Origin of the sequence: Myroides sp. C4067, assembly GCF_038039665.1 — a bacterium.
GTDB lineage: Bacteria > Bacteroidota > Bacteroidia > Flavobacteriales > Flavobacteriaceae > Flavobacterium > Flavobacterium odoratimimum.
Genome location: NZ_JBBPHJ010000002.1, coordinates 131373 through 147756, shown reverse-complemented (window position 1 = coordinate 147756; position 16384 = coordinate 131373). Strand labels below are relative to the sequence as shown.

The following is a 16384-nucleotide window of genomic DNA, read 5'->3' as shown; positions in this document are numbered from 1 at the left end:
GAGTATTTTGTTTAAATTTGAATCAAACTAATAAGAGGAATTATTGCCCTTACCTAAACTCGCCAACTATGATATATAGGTAAGCAAATGCTACTTATGAATTCATCGTCTTATTTAAAACAAACACCATGTACAAACATCTTTTTAAAGCTGCGCTAAATTGGATTGCTATCGACAAGCAAAAAGAGTCGAACAAAAAGGTGTATGCTAAAAGCCATACCATCAAAATAGAAGGAAAAGATATTTTACCTATTTCAGCAGCCAAAGCCTTTAAAGGAGACCCTACGTTGCTAAATCCAGAAGATTTATTGCTAAGCGCTCTTACATCATGTCATATGATGTCGTATTTATACGTATGCCAGCAACACGATATAGAAGTGCTTGCTTATGAAGATAATTCGGAGGCTACGTTAGTACTAAATGATGATGGTAGTGGACGTATAACCAAAGTGGTTTTAAATCCGATAGTACGCATCAGAGATGAATCACAAAAAGAACTAGCGCTACAACTACATGTTCAAGCCAACAAACTTTGCTTTATTGCTAATTCTTGCAATTTTGAAATAGAACATCATGCACAATGCATTGATTAACGTGATCCCATAAAAAAACGAGCCTATCTAATATTAGATAGGCTCGTTCTATATTAACTACATTTAAATATTTCTATTTAGCGTATATTATTTAGTAGGAATTGGTTTGAACTTCGTTAAGTTAATTCCTTCTACAGAAGATTTATACTCTTCGATAGTAGGGATTCTTCCTAAGATAGCAGAAAGTACTACTACTGGAGTAGAAGCTAATAAAGACTCTCCTTTTTTACGTTCAGAATCTTCTACTACACGTCCTTGGAATAGACGAGTAGATGTAGCCATTACTGTATCACCTTTAGCCGCTTTCTCTTGGTTACCCATACATAAGTTACAACCAGGACGTTCTAAGTACATAATGTTTTCGTATTCTGTACGGTTAGTTGTTTTTGGCAATAAATCACTAAACTCAAATCCAGAGTATTTTTGTAAATATTCCCAATCTCCTTCAGCTTTTAACTCATCAATGATATTATAAGTCGGAGCAGCCACTACTAATGGAGCATTAAACTTAACCTCACCATTTTGTTTTTCAAGGTTTTTAAGCATTTGAGAAACAATCTTTAAGTCATCTTTGTGAACCATACATGATCCTACGAAACCTAAATCAACTTTCTTATCACTTCCGTAGAAAGAAAGCTCTCTAATAGTATCGTGAGTATAACGTTTAGATACATCATCATTATTTACGTCTGGATCAGCGATCATAGGCTCATCAATGATGTCTAAGTCAATCACAACCTCAGCATAATATTTAGCATTAGCATCTGGAGTTAATGCTGGTTTTTCACCAGATCTAATCTCTTCGATTCTCTTATTTGCTTTATCTATTAATCCTTGAAGAACTTTATTACTATTATCCATACCTTTCTCTATCATGATTTGGATACGGCTCTTAGCGATTTCTAAAGACTCGATTAAAGTATCATCCTGAGAAATACAGATAGAAGCTTTTGCTTTCATCTCTGCAGTCCAGTCAGTAAATGTAAATGCTTGGTCAGCAAGAAGAGTTCCGATATGAACCTCGATAATTCTACCTTGGAATACGTTCTCTCCTCCGAATTGTTGTAACATTTGAGATTGAGTAGCATGCACTACATCACGGAAGTCCATATGTGGCTTCATATCTCCTTTGAAAGTAACTTTCACTGACTCAGGAATTGGCATAGAAGCCTCTCCTGTTGCTAATGCTAAAGCTACTGTTCCAGAATCCGCTCCGAAAGCAACCCCTTTAGACATTCTAGTGTGAGAGTCACCACCGATGATGATAGCCCAATCGTCAATTGTAATATCATTCAATACTTTGTGAATAACGTCAGTCATTGAGTGGTATTCCCCTTTAGGGTCACGTGCTGTAATTAACCCGAAGTCATTCATAAACTTCATTAACTTAGGGATATTAGTCTGTGCTTTTTTATCCCATACAGAAGCAGTGTGACATCCAGATTGGTATGCACCATCTACGATAGGAGAAATAACTGTAGCAGCCATCGCTTCTAACTCTTGAGCAGTCATTAATCCTGTTGTATCTTGAGACCCAACGATATTAACTTCTACTCGTACATCTGATCCTGCGTGTAACACTTTTCCAGGAGTTACTCCTACTGCGTTTCTATTGAATATTTTCTCAACAGCAGTAAGTCCTTGTCCTTCTATAGAAATCTCTTTTGAAGGAGCGAAAACCACAGGAGCTTCTATTCCTAATACTTTCGCAGCGAAAGTTTGGATCTTTTTACCAAATACGATAGCATAAGAACCACCAGCTTTGATAAACTCCATTTTCTGTGGAGTAAGTGCTTTAGCGATATCGATAAGCTCTTGTTCTCCGTTATATAATTTTTTAGATTTTGTATCAATAGTCAATACAGTTCCAGTCTCAACAGAGTAAACTTGTTCTAATACAGGCTCACCTTTTTCATTGCGAACTACCTCTCCATTAGCATCTGTTTTCTTCACCCAGTTTTTAAGGTCAAGTCCGATACCTCCAGTTACATCAACTGTAGTTAAGAAAATAGGTGAAATACCGTTAGTACCACCTACGATTGGAGCAATGTTTACGAATGGTACATAAGGACTAGCTTGTTTACCTGTCCATAAAGCCACGTTATTTACTCCAGACATTCTTGAAGATCCTACTCCCATAGTACCTTTCTCAGCAATCAACATTACACTCTTACCAGGGTGTGCAGCTTGTAGCGCTTTAATCTCTTGTTGAGCAGCAGGAGTGATCATACACTGTCCGTGTAACTCACGGTCAGAACGAGAGTGAGCTTGGTTACCCGGAGATAATAAGTCAGTAGAGATATCTCCTTCACCAGCGATGAAAGTTACTACCTCTATTTTCTCAGCTACTTCAGGAAGTTTTGTAAAGAACTCCGCTTTAGCATAGCTCTCTAAGATATCCTTAGCAATAGCATTACCAGCTAAGAAAGCCTCTTTTAGACGTAATGTATCTGCATCGTATAAGAACACTTGTGTCTTAAGTACTTTAGCAGCTTCTAAAGCGATAGCTTCATTATTACCTAATGCCAAGTCTAAAAGAACCTCAATAGAAGGTCCCCCTTTCATGTGAGATAATAATTCGAATGCAAAAGCTGGAGTAATTTCTTTTACTACAACCTCACCTAAGATAATTTCTTTTAAAAACTTTGCTTTAACACCTGCAGCACTAGTAGTACCAGGTAAAACATTATAAATAAAAAGCTTAAGAGAATCCTCATGGTATTCGTTCTCAGCATCTTTTACTTGTGCTATAACTTCACTTAATAGTTCAGCACCGTCAATTGGCTTAGGATTAAGCCCTTGAGTTTTTCTTTCTTCGATCTCGTTGATGTAATCCTTGTAAAGACTCATAGTTATGTCTATTTAATAAAAGGTTGAGGATAGAACCCTGTATCAACCTATACATGTTATTTTGTATTAGTTCTTTTTCTAAGCTTAATCCTCACATACTCATCCTTCTTAGTTTAGATAATTATGTTTAGTTTATCACTTTGAATTTTTGTCAGCACAAATTTAAGCAAACTAATTTATTTTCAAAAGTTTTTAATGAATCCTACAAATACAAAAAATATTATTTACAAACATTCTTCTTTACTGAATTAAATTCAATAGTTTTAATAAACAGAACCTCTTTTTCTGAAATTAATTAATTTTTAATGCTTAATATATCATATTACGATATTTATCCCCTAAACATAAAAAAAACGACATTCTAGCCTATTGCTAAAATGTCGTTTTCATTCCTTCAGATTATTATATTCTTATTTTTTAAGCCAATTATTACGGAATGTACAATTACGAAATTCCCCCTGAATGTTAATATAAGCGTCATTTACCTTACGAGAAACCCATTTATTCACTTCTTCAGCTTGTTTTTTATTTAAAGCCATATTTCTAACCTTCGTATAATCCTCTGCAAAGTCAATTTTATGCTCAGCATATTTCTTATTGATTGTTACTATACGATAGTATTTCTCTTGTTTTTGCATATCGTTCTTTAATGCCACTTGAGATACTTCGCCTTCTTTTAGATTAGACACTAAGAAATATAGTTCTCTATCTTCCATATTATTCAATTCAAAACGTGGGTCTAATGATCTAGGATCTTTCATAATACCACCATTTTGTTTTGTATCCTTATCATCTGACTCACTCGCTGCAGCAGCTGCGAATGTAATCTCCTTATTAGCAATCTTCGTACGGATATTCTCTGCCCTTTTCTTAGCTTCTTCTAATGCAGCATCAGTTGGTTTTGGTTTTAATAAGATATGTCTTAGATCTAAGTGTTGTCCACGTATCTTCTCTAAGTATATGATATGATATCCGTATTCTGACTCGAATGGTTCAGAGATCTCTCCCTCTGCCATGTTGAATGCTACCTCTTTAAACTCTTTTACGAAAGGAGACTTTTTAGTGATAGAATAGAATCCTCCATTACTAGCAGACCCTCTATCATCTGTGAATAGTACCGCTTTACTAAAGAAACTAGCACCATTCTCTAATACGTCTTTCTTCATCTCATTCAGACGATCGATTACTTTTTGCTTTTGCTCTTTAGAAATCTCTGGTTTAATCACAATCTCAGCTATCTCTACCTCATCCCCTACAGTTGGTAACTGATCTTTAGGAATCTCGTTAAAGAACTGACGCACTTCTTCTGGAGTAATAGTTACCTTCTCCACGATATGCTGTTGCATATTCTGCGTCAGTTTATTTTGTTTTACGATTTCGAATAATGCCTCACGTAGTTCCTCTTCGTTCTTTTTATTATAGAACTGGATAATCTTATCTATAGAACCTACATCTTCCACCATACGGTTGATCTGTTCGTTCATAAAAGTAGTCACCTCAGCATCTGTCACCTCTAAACTGTCTTGTACAGCCTGGTGAGCAAATAATTTGTCTTCCAATAGTTTTTCAAACAAATCACATCTTGATAAATCACCTGTAGGGATACGTTGTGCTTTAAGCTCTATCAACGTTTTATCAATTTCTGATTCTAAGATAATGTAATCTCCTACTACTCCTACTACTCCATCTATTTTTCTACCCTGTTTAGTCTGCCCTTGCGCAAATCCTACAAAAGAAAGAGCTAGCCCTAAAGCTACCATTACCTTCTTATTAAAAAACTTCATACCTTTTATTTTTTTTAGCATCCTTTAATATATCTTCTTCGTATTGTTTTAGTAATTCCATTTTACGATCATTAATGACCATCATCTTTAGTGATTTCTTTAAATAACTAAAAGGAATTACACTTCCTCTAGATAATACCGTATTCACTTTTACAAAATAAGTACTATTTTCTTCTTCTACCTCAAAAAAGGCATTGTTTTTTAAGTAATTATCTTTGTTGTTATTATTTAAGAAAGGAAGCTTCTCATATATCTGCTTCACATCCACCCATATAGAGTCATTTAGAGCATACGATTTCATGTGCAGAGACATTCCATCTAACTTCTCATGATCTTCTTTTCGAGACGAACTAAAGTACTTTCTGATTGTACTATAATTACTATTATCCTTTAAGACATTAGCATAAGACATTCTCACTAGCATATCTTCTACAAGGAAATTACTCTTATACTTATCATAATACACTCTCAAGTCTTTCTCTTGAATAATTGTATCTATACTCTTCTGTACTAGTTTTTCTAGATAATCCTTTATTAGCAAATCACTTTTAAATTGATCGACTAATTTATCTATTTCTTCTTTCTTATCACTAGATAGATTAAACTCCGCAGCTTCTATCAATAATTTTTTAGTAGCCCACTTATCTATAAACCGAGTCACGATAGCTAGACTATCCTGCTTATCAGCACTAGAAGGAACGATACCATGTACCTCATCTCTGTCTAGATAAGTATCATTTACCCTTGCTACAGCATTCTCCTTAGACCCAGTGCTACCAAGCTTATCACAAGATACCACCATAGCACCACATAACATACTCAAAAACAAGGTTCCTACTAAGCGATATTTATTCATACACTATTTCTATTTATGAAACTAATTCCCAAAAATACTTATTTTAAAACAAAGTTTTATAACCAAAAATAAGTTACTTTCTAATTCTACCCCACTCCTTCTAAATTCCAACACACAATAATACAAATCTTTACTAAAGTACCTACACTAGTTAACGAAGTATTGATAATAATTATGTAATTATTTTACATAAAGGATAACTCCTTTCCTTTCTAAATATTGCTTTTTTATACTATCAACGTGAGTTCTACTATCTACTCTAACCATCGCTATCCCATTACATCAATCTATCTGAGTATGAAATAGCGACTAAATGTATACATCATTCTCCAAAAAACAACTTTTAATTCCGCAAAATATAAGTACTTTTGTACCTTAAAATTTTTAATAATGAGTTTTTTAAAGGAAATAGATCGTAGACGTACATTTGGTGTAATTGCTCACCCTGATGCTGGTAAGACAACATTAACTGAAAAGTTACTACTTTTTGGTGGAGCTATTCAAGAAGCTGGTGCAGTAAAAAACAACAAGATTAAAAAAGGAGCTACTTCCGATTTTATGGAGATTGAACGCCAACGTGGTATTTCTGTTGCAACTTCGGTTCTTGCATTTAATTATAAAGACAAAAAGATTAATATTCTAGATACACCTGGTCACAAGGATTTCGCTGAAGATACGTTCAGAACACTGACTGCAGTAGACAGTGTTATCGTAGTAATTGACGTTGCGAAAGGGGTTGAGGAACAGACTGAGAAGCTTGTAGAAGTATGTAGAATGCGTAATATACCAATGATCGTATTCATCAACAAACTTGACCGTGAAGGACGTGATGCTTTTGAACTAATGGATGAAGTAGAACAAAAACTTCAACTAAAAGTAACTCCTTTAAGTTTCCCTATCGGAATGGGGTACGACTTTAAAGGTATCTATAATATTTGGGAAAAGAATATCAACTTATTCAGTGAAGATAGCCGTAAGAACATTGAAGAAACAATCAATGTATCTGACCTAGCATCTCCTGAACTAGACAAATTAGTAGGTGAGAAATCTGCTAATAACCTACGTGATGAATTAGAAATCATAGAAGGTATTTACCCAGAGTTTGACAGAGAAGAGTATATCAGTGGTAACCTACAACCTGTATTCTTCGGTTCTGCGTTAAACAACTTCGGGGTACGTGAACTATTAGATTGTTTTATCCAAATCGCTCCTTCTCCTCGTGCTAAAGAATCTAGTACAAGAGTAGTAGAGCCTAAAGAAAATACATTCTCAGGATTTGTATTTAAGATCCATGCTAATATGGACCCTAAACACAGAGACCGTCTAGCATTCATCAAAATTGTATCTGGTACATTTGAGAGAAATACTCCTTACTTACACGTAAGACAAGGTAAGAAGCTTAAGTTCTCTAGCCCGAATGCTTTCTTCGCTGAGAAAAAAGAAATCGTAGATGTATCTTATGCTGGAGATATCGTAGGGTTACACGATACTGGTAACTTTAAGATCGGAGACACATTGACTGAAGGAGAAATCATGCAGTTCACAGGTATTCCTAGTTTCTCACCGGAGCACTTCCGTTATATCAACAACGCTGACCCACTTAAATCTAAACAATTAGAGAAAGGTATCGATCAGTTAATGGATGAAGGGGTAGCACAGTTATTCACCCTAGAGATGAATGGTCGTAAAGTAATCGGTACTGTGGGAGCACTTCAGTACGAGGTTATCCAATACCGTTTAGAGCACGAATACGGAGCTAAATGTACGTATGAGAACTTCCCTGCTTATAAAGCATGTTGGGTACGTCCAGAAGATCCTAAAAACGAAGAGTTCAAAGAATTCAAACGTATAAAACAGAAGTTCCTAGCTTTTGATAAATCAGGGCAACTAGTATTCTTAGCGGATAGTGAATTCTCTATCCAAATGACACAAAGTAAATTCCCTACTGTGAAGCTAGCATTCACATCAGAAGAAATTAAATAGTCAATATACTATAAAATATAAAATCGCTTAAGAGATAATCTTAAGCGATTTTTTTATGATTCAATCTTCTCTTAGGTAAGAGAATACCACAACCAAGTGGCAACTACATCATATTCTTCATACAAGTAACTCCTCAACTTTTAAAAATTTCCGATCGATATACATACACATGACTATCCTCTTACCCTGCACCCTGCTATTACACTCATCTCACTCTCTATCGAAACAAATACATACTCAATCTAGTTTAAATCTATAGTCACTCCGTTTATTTACCTAAAATAACGGAGTCAATACGGACTCATAACGGACTCACTACGGACTCAAGACAACTAAAACTAAAAGAACCTAACTAGTAGATACAAAAAAAGCTACACCGAAGTGTAGCTTTCTATATCTTTAACAAAGTCTAAGATTAGAATCTCTTCATTTGTTCTTTCATCATTTTGATTTGGTCTTTTAACATCCCTTGTTTATCAAGCTTCTGCGCTTCTCCTAGAAGTTTAGTAGCTTCTAGCTTACGTCTCTTCGTCATCGCGATACCTGCTAACTGAAGTTTAGCCATTGCTAAGTCTTGATCCATGTTTAATCCAAGTTCTACAGCCTTCTTCATATACTTCTCTGAAGCATTTAAGTTAGTCTGAGAAGTCATGATTCCCATTAAGTAGTTATAATATCCATTCTGCTTACGCACTAATGCTGTCTCTGGATTTTTGATTTTATTCAACCATTTTTGGGCACCGTCAAAATCTTGTTTTCTCAATTTCAAGAAAGCTAATAAGATAAACTCATTTTTATAGTAAAGTAATATTACTAATGAAATAAGGAACAATAAGAAAATACCGTTACCAATATTACCTTCTACGAATTGCCAAACTGATACTGCGAATAATACCGCAGCGATACCTAATTTAATATATCTATGAAACATCTACTTAATAAGCTTTTATTATAAAGAACGCAAAGTTAATAATTTCTATCCATTATAAAAATAAAAGAAAGTCAAATTAAACGCCTTTACATTCCTAAATCATTATATTTTCTCTTATTGTCTTTTTACCTACTCTACCTTAGAGCTGGATGACATAGTCTGCATCTATTGCCGTAAAATCGTGTACGATATAGTTAGCCCCTGTATAGTCTTGTTGTTTAGAGTTAGCACTCTTATATCCTATCACCTTAATGCCTGCTGCATTAGCTGCCTTGATACCATTAGTACTATCTTCTATCACGATGCAGTCCTCTTTATCACTATACTTCGCTAGTGAAGCTGCCTTTAAGAATATCGCTGGGTCTGGCTTAGACTTAGGAAGATCCTCTCCACTTACGATATGTGTAAAGAACGGATACAGCCCAAAACGAGTAAACACTCTGTCTATCGTACTCTTAGATGCTGATGATCCTACGATAAGCTCTATCCCTTTAGCATGTAATCCTTCTATCAAGTCTCGTACACCATCTATTAGTTCTAGATCAGGCTTGGTATCAAAAGATTCGTTGAACAACGCTCTTTTTCTCAATACCATGTCCGGAATATTACCTTCTACACCATATATTTCTTTTATGCGCTCATACGTATTCTTAGTAGAGTGCCCTGTAAAGGAATTATATACGTGCTCTGAAACTTCTATTCCCAATTCTTTAAAGTGACTGTGATATGCATAACGGTGTACCGGCTCAGTATCTACAATCACCCCGTCCATATCAAATATAACCGTCTTGATCATTTTTTTTCTGACAAAAATAATCCTTTATATCAATATACTGACTTTATTTATCTACATTTACTTCTCTCATCCAAAAACAAACTATAAAATATCAAAACTCTTGTCTGACGAAATTTCACTCTTACATCGATTACAAAATAACGACACAAAGCATGAAGCATTTCGTGAATTACTAAGCCTCTATCAGCAGCGCTTATATATGCATATCCGTACTATCGTGTTGAATCACGATGATACTGATGATGTGCTACAAGAAGTATTTATAAAAATCTACCAAAACATAGACACCTTCAAGGGGAATAGTCAATTGTTCTCATGGATGTATAGAATAGCGACTAATCAAGCACTAGATTTTCTAAAGTCAAAAAGTAGAAAAATGCAACTAGAAGATGATGAGCTAAATGAGTATCTAGTCAATCAACTAGAAGCAGACAGTCTATTCGATGGGGATGAAGCAGAACTCATATTACAAAAGGCAATAGCGTCATTACCTCAAAAACAACAACTCGTCTTCAAGATGAAATACTATGAAGATCTAGACTACCAGACTATATCAGAAATTTTAGAGACTAGTGTAGGAGCACTAAAAGCTTCTTATCACCACGCAGTAAAGAAAATAGAACTTTTTATAGAGTCAAATTAAACCTTTGTACTTTTTAATCGTCTAACTAATAAAGGAGAAGAATATGGACAATAAATATTTAAATACGAAAGATCCTAAAGGCACTTTTAAAGTACCTGAAGACTACTTTGCTAATCTAGAGCATAGAGTATTAGCTAATATTGACTCTTCTATCACTCCTACTCCTAAGGTAGTACCTCTGTATAAAAACCGTTATATTTGGACCACTGCAGCAGCGGCTATTGCATTGCTGTTTGGTATTACGTTCTTCTTTACTCCAGATTCTAATACTTTAAATAAAGATAGTATAGAGAGTTACTTAGAATACAATCAAAGCTTCTCTTTAAACAATGACATTATCAATGCATTAGATGAACAGGACTTCAACGACCTAAAAGACAATATAGAAATAAAACAATCCCAAATAGATCATTATGTGTTATCACATATTGATATCGAGTATTACTTAAATGAATAATACAATGAAACAATTATTAAGTATTTTAATGGTGCTTATGTTTAGTGTAACTACTTATGCACAAGACAAACATGATCAGATTAGATCATTAAAAGTTGCTCATATTACAGCCGAATTAAACTTGAGTAGCGAACAAGCCGAAAAGTTCTTACCAATCTACATCGCTTATGATAAGAAGATGTCAGAACTACGACACACTAATGTATTTAAATACATCAAAAACGCAGATATACAAGACTTAAACAAGCTAAGTGATAAAGAAGCGAATAAAAAAGTACAGGAACTAATAGACTTCGAAGAATCTTATTCTTCTGCTCGAATCAAGTTTGTAGAAGATGTTAAAAAGATCATAGGTGAAAAGAAAATTCTTGTTCTAAAAAAGGCAGAAGACGACTTTAACCGTCAACTCCTCAAAAAGTATAAAGACAAGAAGTAATTCTATTTAACCCGAATTATGCAATAGACATATAAACGAAAAGTAATTATACAAAATAGGTCTGAATTAGTGATTAAAGCATACTATAGTATGGTTTGAGAGCTAATGAAAGAACTATGAAGTAGAATTGCTTTGTAGTATTTGGCTAATGCGTAATTTGGGTTTAACTTAAAATAATATTAATCCATACCTATAAAGCCCACAAATCAACGTATATTTGTGGGCTATTTTATATATAATATAATAATGAGATTACACAGAAACCTTGTATTTACAGTTATAGACTCTATTTTAGCTATATTCAACGATGGTGAGTATGCAGATAAAATGGTAGCTAGAGCCTTGAAAAAAGATAAACGCTGGGGAAGCGCTGATAGAAAATTCGTAGCTGAGACTATCTATGAAATCGTAAGATGGAGAAGACTATATGCTGAAATAGCAGAAGTAAAAGACCCTATAAACAGAGATGACGCTTGGAGAATATTCGCTGTTTGGGCTGTACTTAGAGGTTATACATTACCGGACTGGAAATACTTCGAAAACACACCTGCAAGACGTATTAAAGGTAGATTCGACGAATTAAACAAAACACGTAAATTCAGAGAATCTATTCCTGACTGGATGGATGAATTAGGTGTGAAAGAATTAGGTGAAGAAAAATGGACGAAAGAACTTGCTGCTCAGAATAAACAGGCTAGCGTGATCTTACGTGTGAATACTTTAAAAACAACTAGACAAAAATTATATGGTATTCTGATGGATCTAGATATAGAGACTATCCTACCAGAAGAATATCCTGATGCATTAATCCTTAAAGAAAGAGCGAATGTATTTATGACAGATGCTTTTAAAGAAGGATTGTTCGAAGTACAAGATGCTTCTTCACAGTTAGTAGCTAGATTGTTAGATGTAAAACCTGGAATGCGTGTAGTAGATACATGCGCAGGTGCGGGTGGTAAGACACTTCATTTGGCTTCTCTTATGGAGAATAAAGGGCAAATCATAGCAATGGATATCTATGAGAGCAAACAAAAGCAATTAAAAATCAGAGCGAAACGAAACGGAGCTTTTAATATCGAGTACAGAATCATAGAAGGTACTAAAACCATTAAAAAACTACATGACAAGGCTGATCGTCTATTAATCGATGCACCATGTAGTGGATTAGGAGTATTAAAAAGAAACCCTGATAGCAAGTGGAAGCTTAGACCTGAGTTCGTAGAAGAAATTAAGCAAGTACAAGAGCAAGTATTACAAGATTATTCTAAAATACTTAAAGCTGGTGGTAAGATGGTATATGCTACCTGCTCTATCCTTCCTTCTGAAAATGAACTACAGATAGAAAAGTTCTTAAAATCAGATGCTGGTAAAGATTTTAAACTGATCGAAGATCATAAAATTCTATCTAGTGAATCTGGTTTTGACGGATTCTACATGGCTTTATTAGAGAAAAAATAAACCTACCGATAACAAAAGCCTGTTTTACCTTAAAACAGGCTTTTTACTTATATACTCCTTTTGATATTTCTGACATATGAAAACCAACTTCCTTATAGCCTCAATATTTCTTTTAGTACTTACGCTAGGTGCATGTGATAAAAAGAGTAATACAAACTTTACTCCTATTTATTCCACGGGAGAAGCACCTACTTCTGATACAAAAGCCACTGAAACCAGTAAGGCTACTACCACTGGTGTTTTCTCTATTCCTACGTCTGAACAAGATTATTACCAAGGAGTAGATTTCACTAAAACAGGTCTAACGCTAAAACAAGAGCTAACAGAACTAAGTACTCGTAAACACGTAAGGGAATTAAGTTATAAAGAAATATGGGAAGCTACCAAAGCAACTGACCTAACGCCTGAAGGTAATGAAGTATATCTATTATATGGTCATAAAGGAGTACGCACAGGTACCACAGCATATACTAGAGGTAAACAGAGTAATGGTGGTGGTCAAGGACAATGGAATAGAGAACACACTTATGCTAAATCTCTAGGCACCCCTAATCTAAATGAAGCTGGTCCTGGGGCAGATGCACATCATCTAAGAGCTGCAGATGTCAAATGGAATAGTATTAGAGGAAATAAACCATTCGTACAAGGTAGTGGTACTTCTAAACTAGTAGGAAATTATTGGTATCCTGGCGATGAGTGGAAAGGAGATGTGGCGCGTATGATGATGTATATGTATATCCGTTATGAGAATAGATGCATCCCTAAGTATACTCCTAAAGGAAATAATGGAAGAAATGCTGGTGTGGTAATTGGTACTACTAATAAGATAGATCCAAATATGATTAATCTATTACTAGAATGGAATGCTGAAGACCCTGTTTCTGAAATCGAGAGATACAGAAATGAGTATCATGCTAACACAAAGAACAAATATGCTCAGGGAAACAGAAATCCCTTTATAGACAACCCTTATCTAGCTACTCAAATCTGGGGTGGTCCAGAAGCAAAAAACAACTGGACAAAAGAATAACTTTACAATTTTAGATATACTATAAGGACAATCTGACGGATTGTCCTTTTTTTTGGTCTTATCTCTCCCTTATCCCCTTAAAAAGGCCTCAGTAATTAATACTAAAAGACCTAAAAAACTAAAATTTCTCTCACTCTGTCAATAAATAACAGTATCATACCTCCTATTTTTGCGTATATACAAGAATATTCACAAACCCTCTATATCCACTAAACTTAGAGAATAGAATAAGTAACTTGCAAGCTAATAGAATAGCGCAATAATTATTCATTCTATTGTAAAAAACAGAATAATAAATCACTTACCAAACATGAAAAAAACATTACTTGTGTTAGCAGGATTAGCCGTCTTCGCTACTTCTTGTACGAAAGATCCTATTATTACCGAACCTACTGAGTCTACAGAAAAACCAGGTAACGGTGGAGAAGAAAAACCTGACGAAGGAGGAAATATCACTCCTAATTCTGGAGATTACATCATCCCTGCTCAATACCAACAGTATTACAGTAAGCTAGACTTCACTAAAGAAGGAACACAACTAAAACAACAGTTAGCAAAACTAGTAAAAGATACACATATCCCACAGAGCTATACACCTGGTATCTGGGAAGCTACAGAATTTACTGATCAAGATCCTAATAACACGGATAATGTTCTTCAGATTTATAGCTGGCCTGATAAAGATGCTAAGGGTGATATCACTAAAATGAGATCTGTCCCAAAAGAACATAAGAATAATGGTACTAATCCCTCAATGCCAGTTACTTCTAAATGGGAAAGAGAACACGTATTCGCTAAAGCATTAGCTGTAGATAAAGCTAAAAATCAAAAAGCCTTAACAACTACATATTCTGATGATAAACCAACTGCAATAGAAGATATCGCAGGACATGATGCACACCATTTACGTGCAATCAATAGATCTACGAACTCATCTAGAAGCAATAGAAAATTCGTAGATGGTAAAGGAAATTCAAAAACAGTAGGTAAAGAATACTATTTCCCTGGTGACGACTGGAAAGGTGATATAGCTCGTATGATGATGTATATGCATATCCGCTATGAAAACGAAAATAGAGGAGGATATACTAAAGCTACTAAAGTAGGAATGCCTATAGATGCTAAAGCTGGTGTATTAAGCGATGAAATGATTGACTTATTCTTAAAATGGAATGCAGAAGATCCTGTAGATGAAATAGAGAGAAGACGTAATGAATACCATGGTAACCCGAATAATCCAAACTATAAATATTCTCAAGGTAACCGTAACCCATTCATTGACAATCCTGAATTAGCTACTCGTATCTGGGGTGGTCCTAAGGCAGAAAACAATTGGAGTAAATAGCAAAAACCTATTATAAGTAAAAGCTAGAAGTCAGTACATGATTTCTAGCTTTTTTTATTATATCTAGCGTCTACTCTATCTCATTAACTTAGTATTATAAAGCAATTCAATTTCATTAGCTCTAAAGCTATAGTATACTTAAGTCTTAATATAGACTATCTCATATTGTTTTTTTTACATCACCTTCACATATTTTTTGGATAAAGACATAAAAAAACCAATGCTTATCACATTGGTTCTATCGTTTATTATTTAAATTAATATGCTATTCAATCGCTTTTTTGCTTTGTACTTTAGCCTTTATAAACTCATACACAATAGGTAATACAGACACTACGATAATCAGAAGTACAATTTTAGAGAAATTATCTTTTACAAGAGGTATATTACCCAAGAAGTACCCTGCTAGAGTAAGTCCTACTACCCATACTATTCCTCCTACTACATTGTAAGTCATAAATATTCCATACCTCATCTTTCCAATCCCTGCTACGAAAGGAGCTAACGTACGAACTATAGGGACAAATCGAGCAATAACGATGGTGCGCTCTCCATACTTCTCATAAAAAGACTGTGTCTTATCTAAGTGTTCTTGTTTCACTACTTGTTTACCGAACAATTTAAATTCTGTTAGACGCATTCCTACTTTTCGTCCAAGATAATAGTTTAAAGAATCTCCAGTAATGGCTGCTACTAGAAGAATCGCAATGGTTAATACTATATTCAGCTCATCTGACTGAGCCACTAACATTCCTGTCGCAAAGAGAAGTGAGTCTCCTGGTAAAAACGGCATGACCACTAAGCCCGTCTCAACAAAAATGATTAAAAATAAAATAACGTATAACCACGTTCCGTATTGCTCTATAAAGATGTGCAAATACTTATCAATGTGAAAAAGATAATCTAATAGTTCCATACCCTCAAAGATATATATCAAAACAATTTCTAAAAGAAATTTCACAAAATTATAACAATGTGTACCCTTTTGAGAAACTACACAAAAACATAGTCCTATACTTTATTTAAAATCCAAAAAATAGTGCAAGAAACTTCATCTATCCTTATTCTACTGTCTAAAAAAGGTGTTTTATAATAGAAAACAGATTAGAATAAAAATATTTCAAAAAAAATAAAAAAATATTTACTCAGTAAACTTTTCATTCTAAATAGGTTAAACTAATCGTGTCATTTATTTTAAAAATAACTCGTAAAAACAGTTTGG

At 34.5% G+C, this 16384-nt stretch carries 14 protein-coding genes; 8 read left to right on the top strand and 6 right to left on the bottom strand.

Going from position 1 to position 16384, the window contains the following annotated elements:
• Positions 1-128: 128 nt before the first annotated feature.
• Positions 129-593, top strand: coding sequence for an OsmC family protein (locus AABL87_RS01955; RefSeq protein ID WP_006256794.1), 465 nt, complete (start codon positions 129-131; stop codon positions 591-593).
• A gap of 87 nt (positions 594-680) precedes the next feature.
• Here the strand turns inward: AABL87_RS01955 and AABL87_RS01950 are convergent, their stop codons facing one another.
• The 3 genes from AABL87_RS01950 to AABL87_RS01940 form a co-directional block, all read right to left on the bottom strand.
• On the bottom strand, positions 681-3443 hold the full coding sequence (locus tag AABL87_RS01950; protein ID WP_058699427.1) for a bifunctional aconitate hydratase 2/2-methylisocitrate dehydratase: 2763 nt from the start codon (positions 3441-3443) through the stop codon (positions 681-683).
• Positions 3444-3853: 410 nt separating this feature from the next.
• Positions 3854-5227, bottom strand: a complete 1374-nt coding sequence (locus AABL87_RS01945) for a peptidylprolyl isomerase (protein WP_006263115.1) — start codon at positions 5225-5227, stop codon at positions 3854-3856.
• Positions 5214-6083: a hypothetical protein gene (locus AABL87_RS01940; protein WP_006263114.1), complete on the bottom strand. Its 870-nt coding sequence runs from the start codon at positions 6081-6083 to the stop codon at positions 5214-5216. The genes AABL87_RS01945 and AABL87_RS01940 overlap by 14 nt, the downstream gene beginning before the upstream one ends.
• A 390-nt stretch (positions 6084-6473) precedes the next feature.
• On the opposite strand from AABL87_RS01940, the gene AABL87_RS01935 reads away from it, so the two are divergent.
• The gene (locus AABL87_RS01935) at positions 6474-8066 is read left to right on the top strand and encodes a peptide chain release factor 3 (protein WP_006256798.1); all 1593 of its coding nucleotides are present in this window, start codon (positions 6474-6476) and stop codon (positions 8064-8066) included.
• A gap of 415 nt (positions 8067-8481) precedes the next feature.
• Here the strand turns inward: AABL87_RS01935 and AABL87_RS01930 are convergent, their stop codons facing one another.
• Both AABL87_RS01930 and AABL87_RS01925 read right to left on the bottom strand, forming a co-directional pair.
• Entirely contained in the window at positions 8482-8997 is a 516-nt protein-coding gene (locus AABL87_RS01930; RefSeq protein ID WP_006256799.1) for a hypothetical protein, read from the bottom strand.
• Between the two features lie 139 nt (positions 8998-9136).
• Positions 9137-9793 (bottom strand): HAD family hydrolase, encoded by a 657-nt coding sequence (locus AABL87_RS01925; RefSeq protein WP_071307253.1) that lies wholly within the window; start codon positions 9791-9793, stop codon positions 9137-9139.
• 100 nt (positions 9794-9893) lie between these two features.
• On the opposite strand from AABL87_RS01925, the gene AABL87_RS01920 reads away from it, so the two are divergent.
• The 6 genes from AABL87_RS01920 to AABL87_RS01895 all read left to right on the top strand — a co-directional run bounded on the left by AABL87_RS01920 (position 9894) and on the right by AABL87_RS01895 (position 15162).
• Positions 9894-10436: an RNA polymerase sigma factor gene (locus AABL87_RS01920; protein ID WP_006256801.1), complete on the top strand. Its 543-nt coding sequence runs from the start codon at positions 9894-9896 to the stop codon at positions 10434-10436.
• 43 nt (positions 10437-10479) lie between these two features.
• Complete coding sequence (locus AABL87_RS01915) at positions 10480-10893, top strand: hypothetical protein (RefSeq protein ID WP_025124625.1); 414 nt, start codon at positions 10480-10482, stop codon at positions 10891-10893.
• A 4-nt stretch (positions 10894-10897) separates the two neighbouring features.
• Complete coding sequence (locus AABL87_RS01910; protein ID WP_006263113.1) at positions 10898-11329, top strand: hypothetical protein; 432 nt, start codon at positions 10898-10900, stop codon at positions 11327-11329.
• A 246-nt stretch (positions 11330-11575) separates the two neighbouring features.
• Entirely contained in the window at positions 11576-12787 is a 1212-nt protein-coding gene (locus AABL87_RS01905) for an RsmB/NOP family class I SAM-dependent RNA methyltransferase (RefSeq protein ID WP_006263112.1), read from the top strand.
• A 76-nt stretch (positions 12788-12863) separates the two neighbouring features.
• Positions 12864-13817, top strand: coding sequence for an endonuclease I family protein (locus AABL87_RS01900; protein WP_326367965.1), 954 nt, complete (start codon positions 12864-12866; stop codon positions 13815-13817).
• 310 nt (positions 13818-14127) lie between these two features.
• Complete coding sequence (locus AABL87_RS01895; RefSeq protein ID WP_058699423.1) at positions 14128-15162, top strand: endonuclease I family protein; 1035 nt, start codon at positions 14128-14130, stop codon at positions 15160-15162.
• Positions 15163-15427: 265 nt separating this feature from the next.
• Here AABL87_RS01895 and AABL87_RS01890 read toward each other — a convergent pair whose 3' ends face one another.
• Entirely contained in the window at positions 15428-16078 is a 651-nt protein-coding gene (locus AABL87_RS01890; RefSeq protein WP_029988604.1) for a DedA family protein, read from the bottom strand.
• Positions 16079-16384 lie beyond the last annotated feature (306 nt).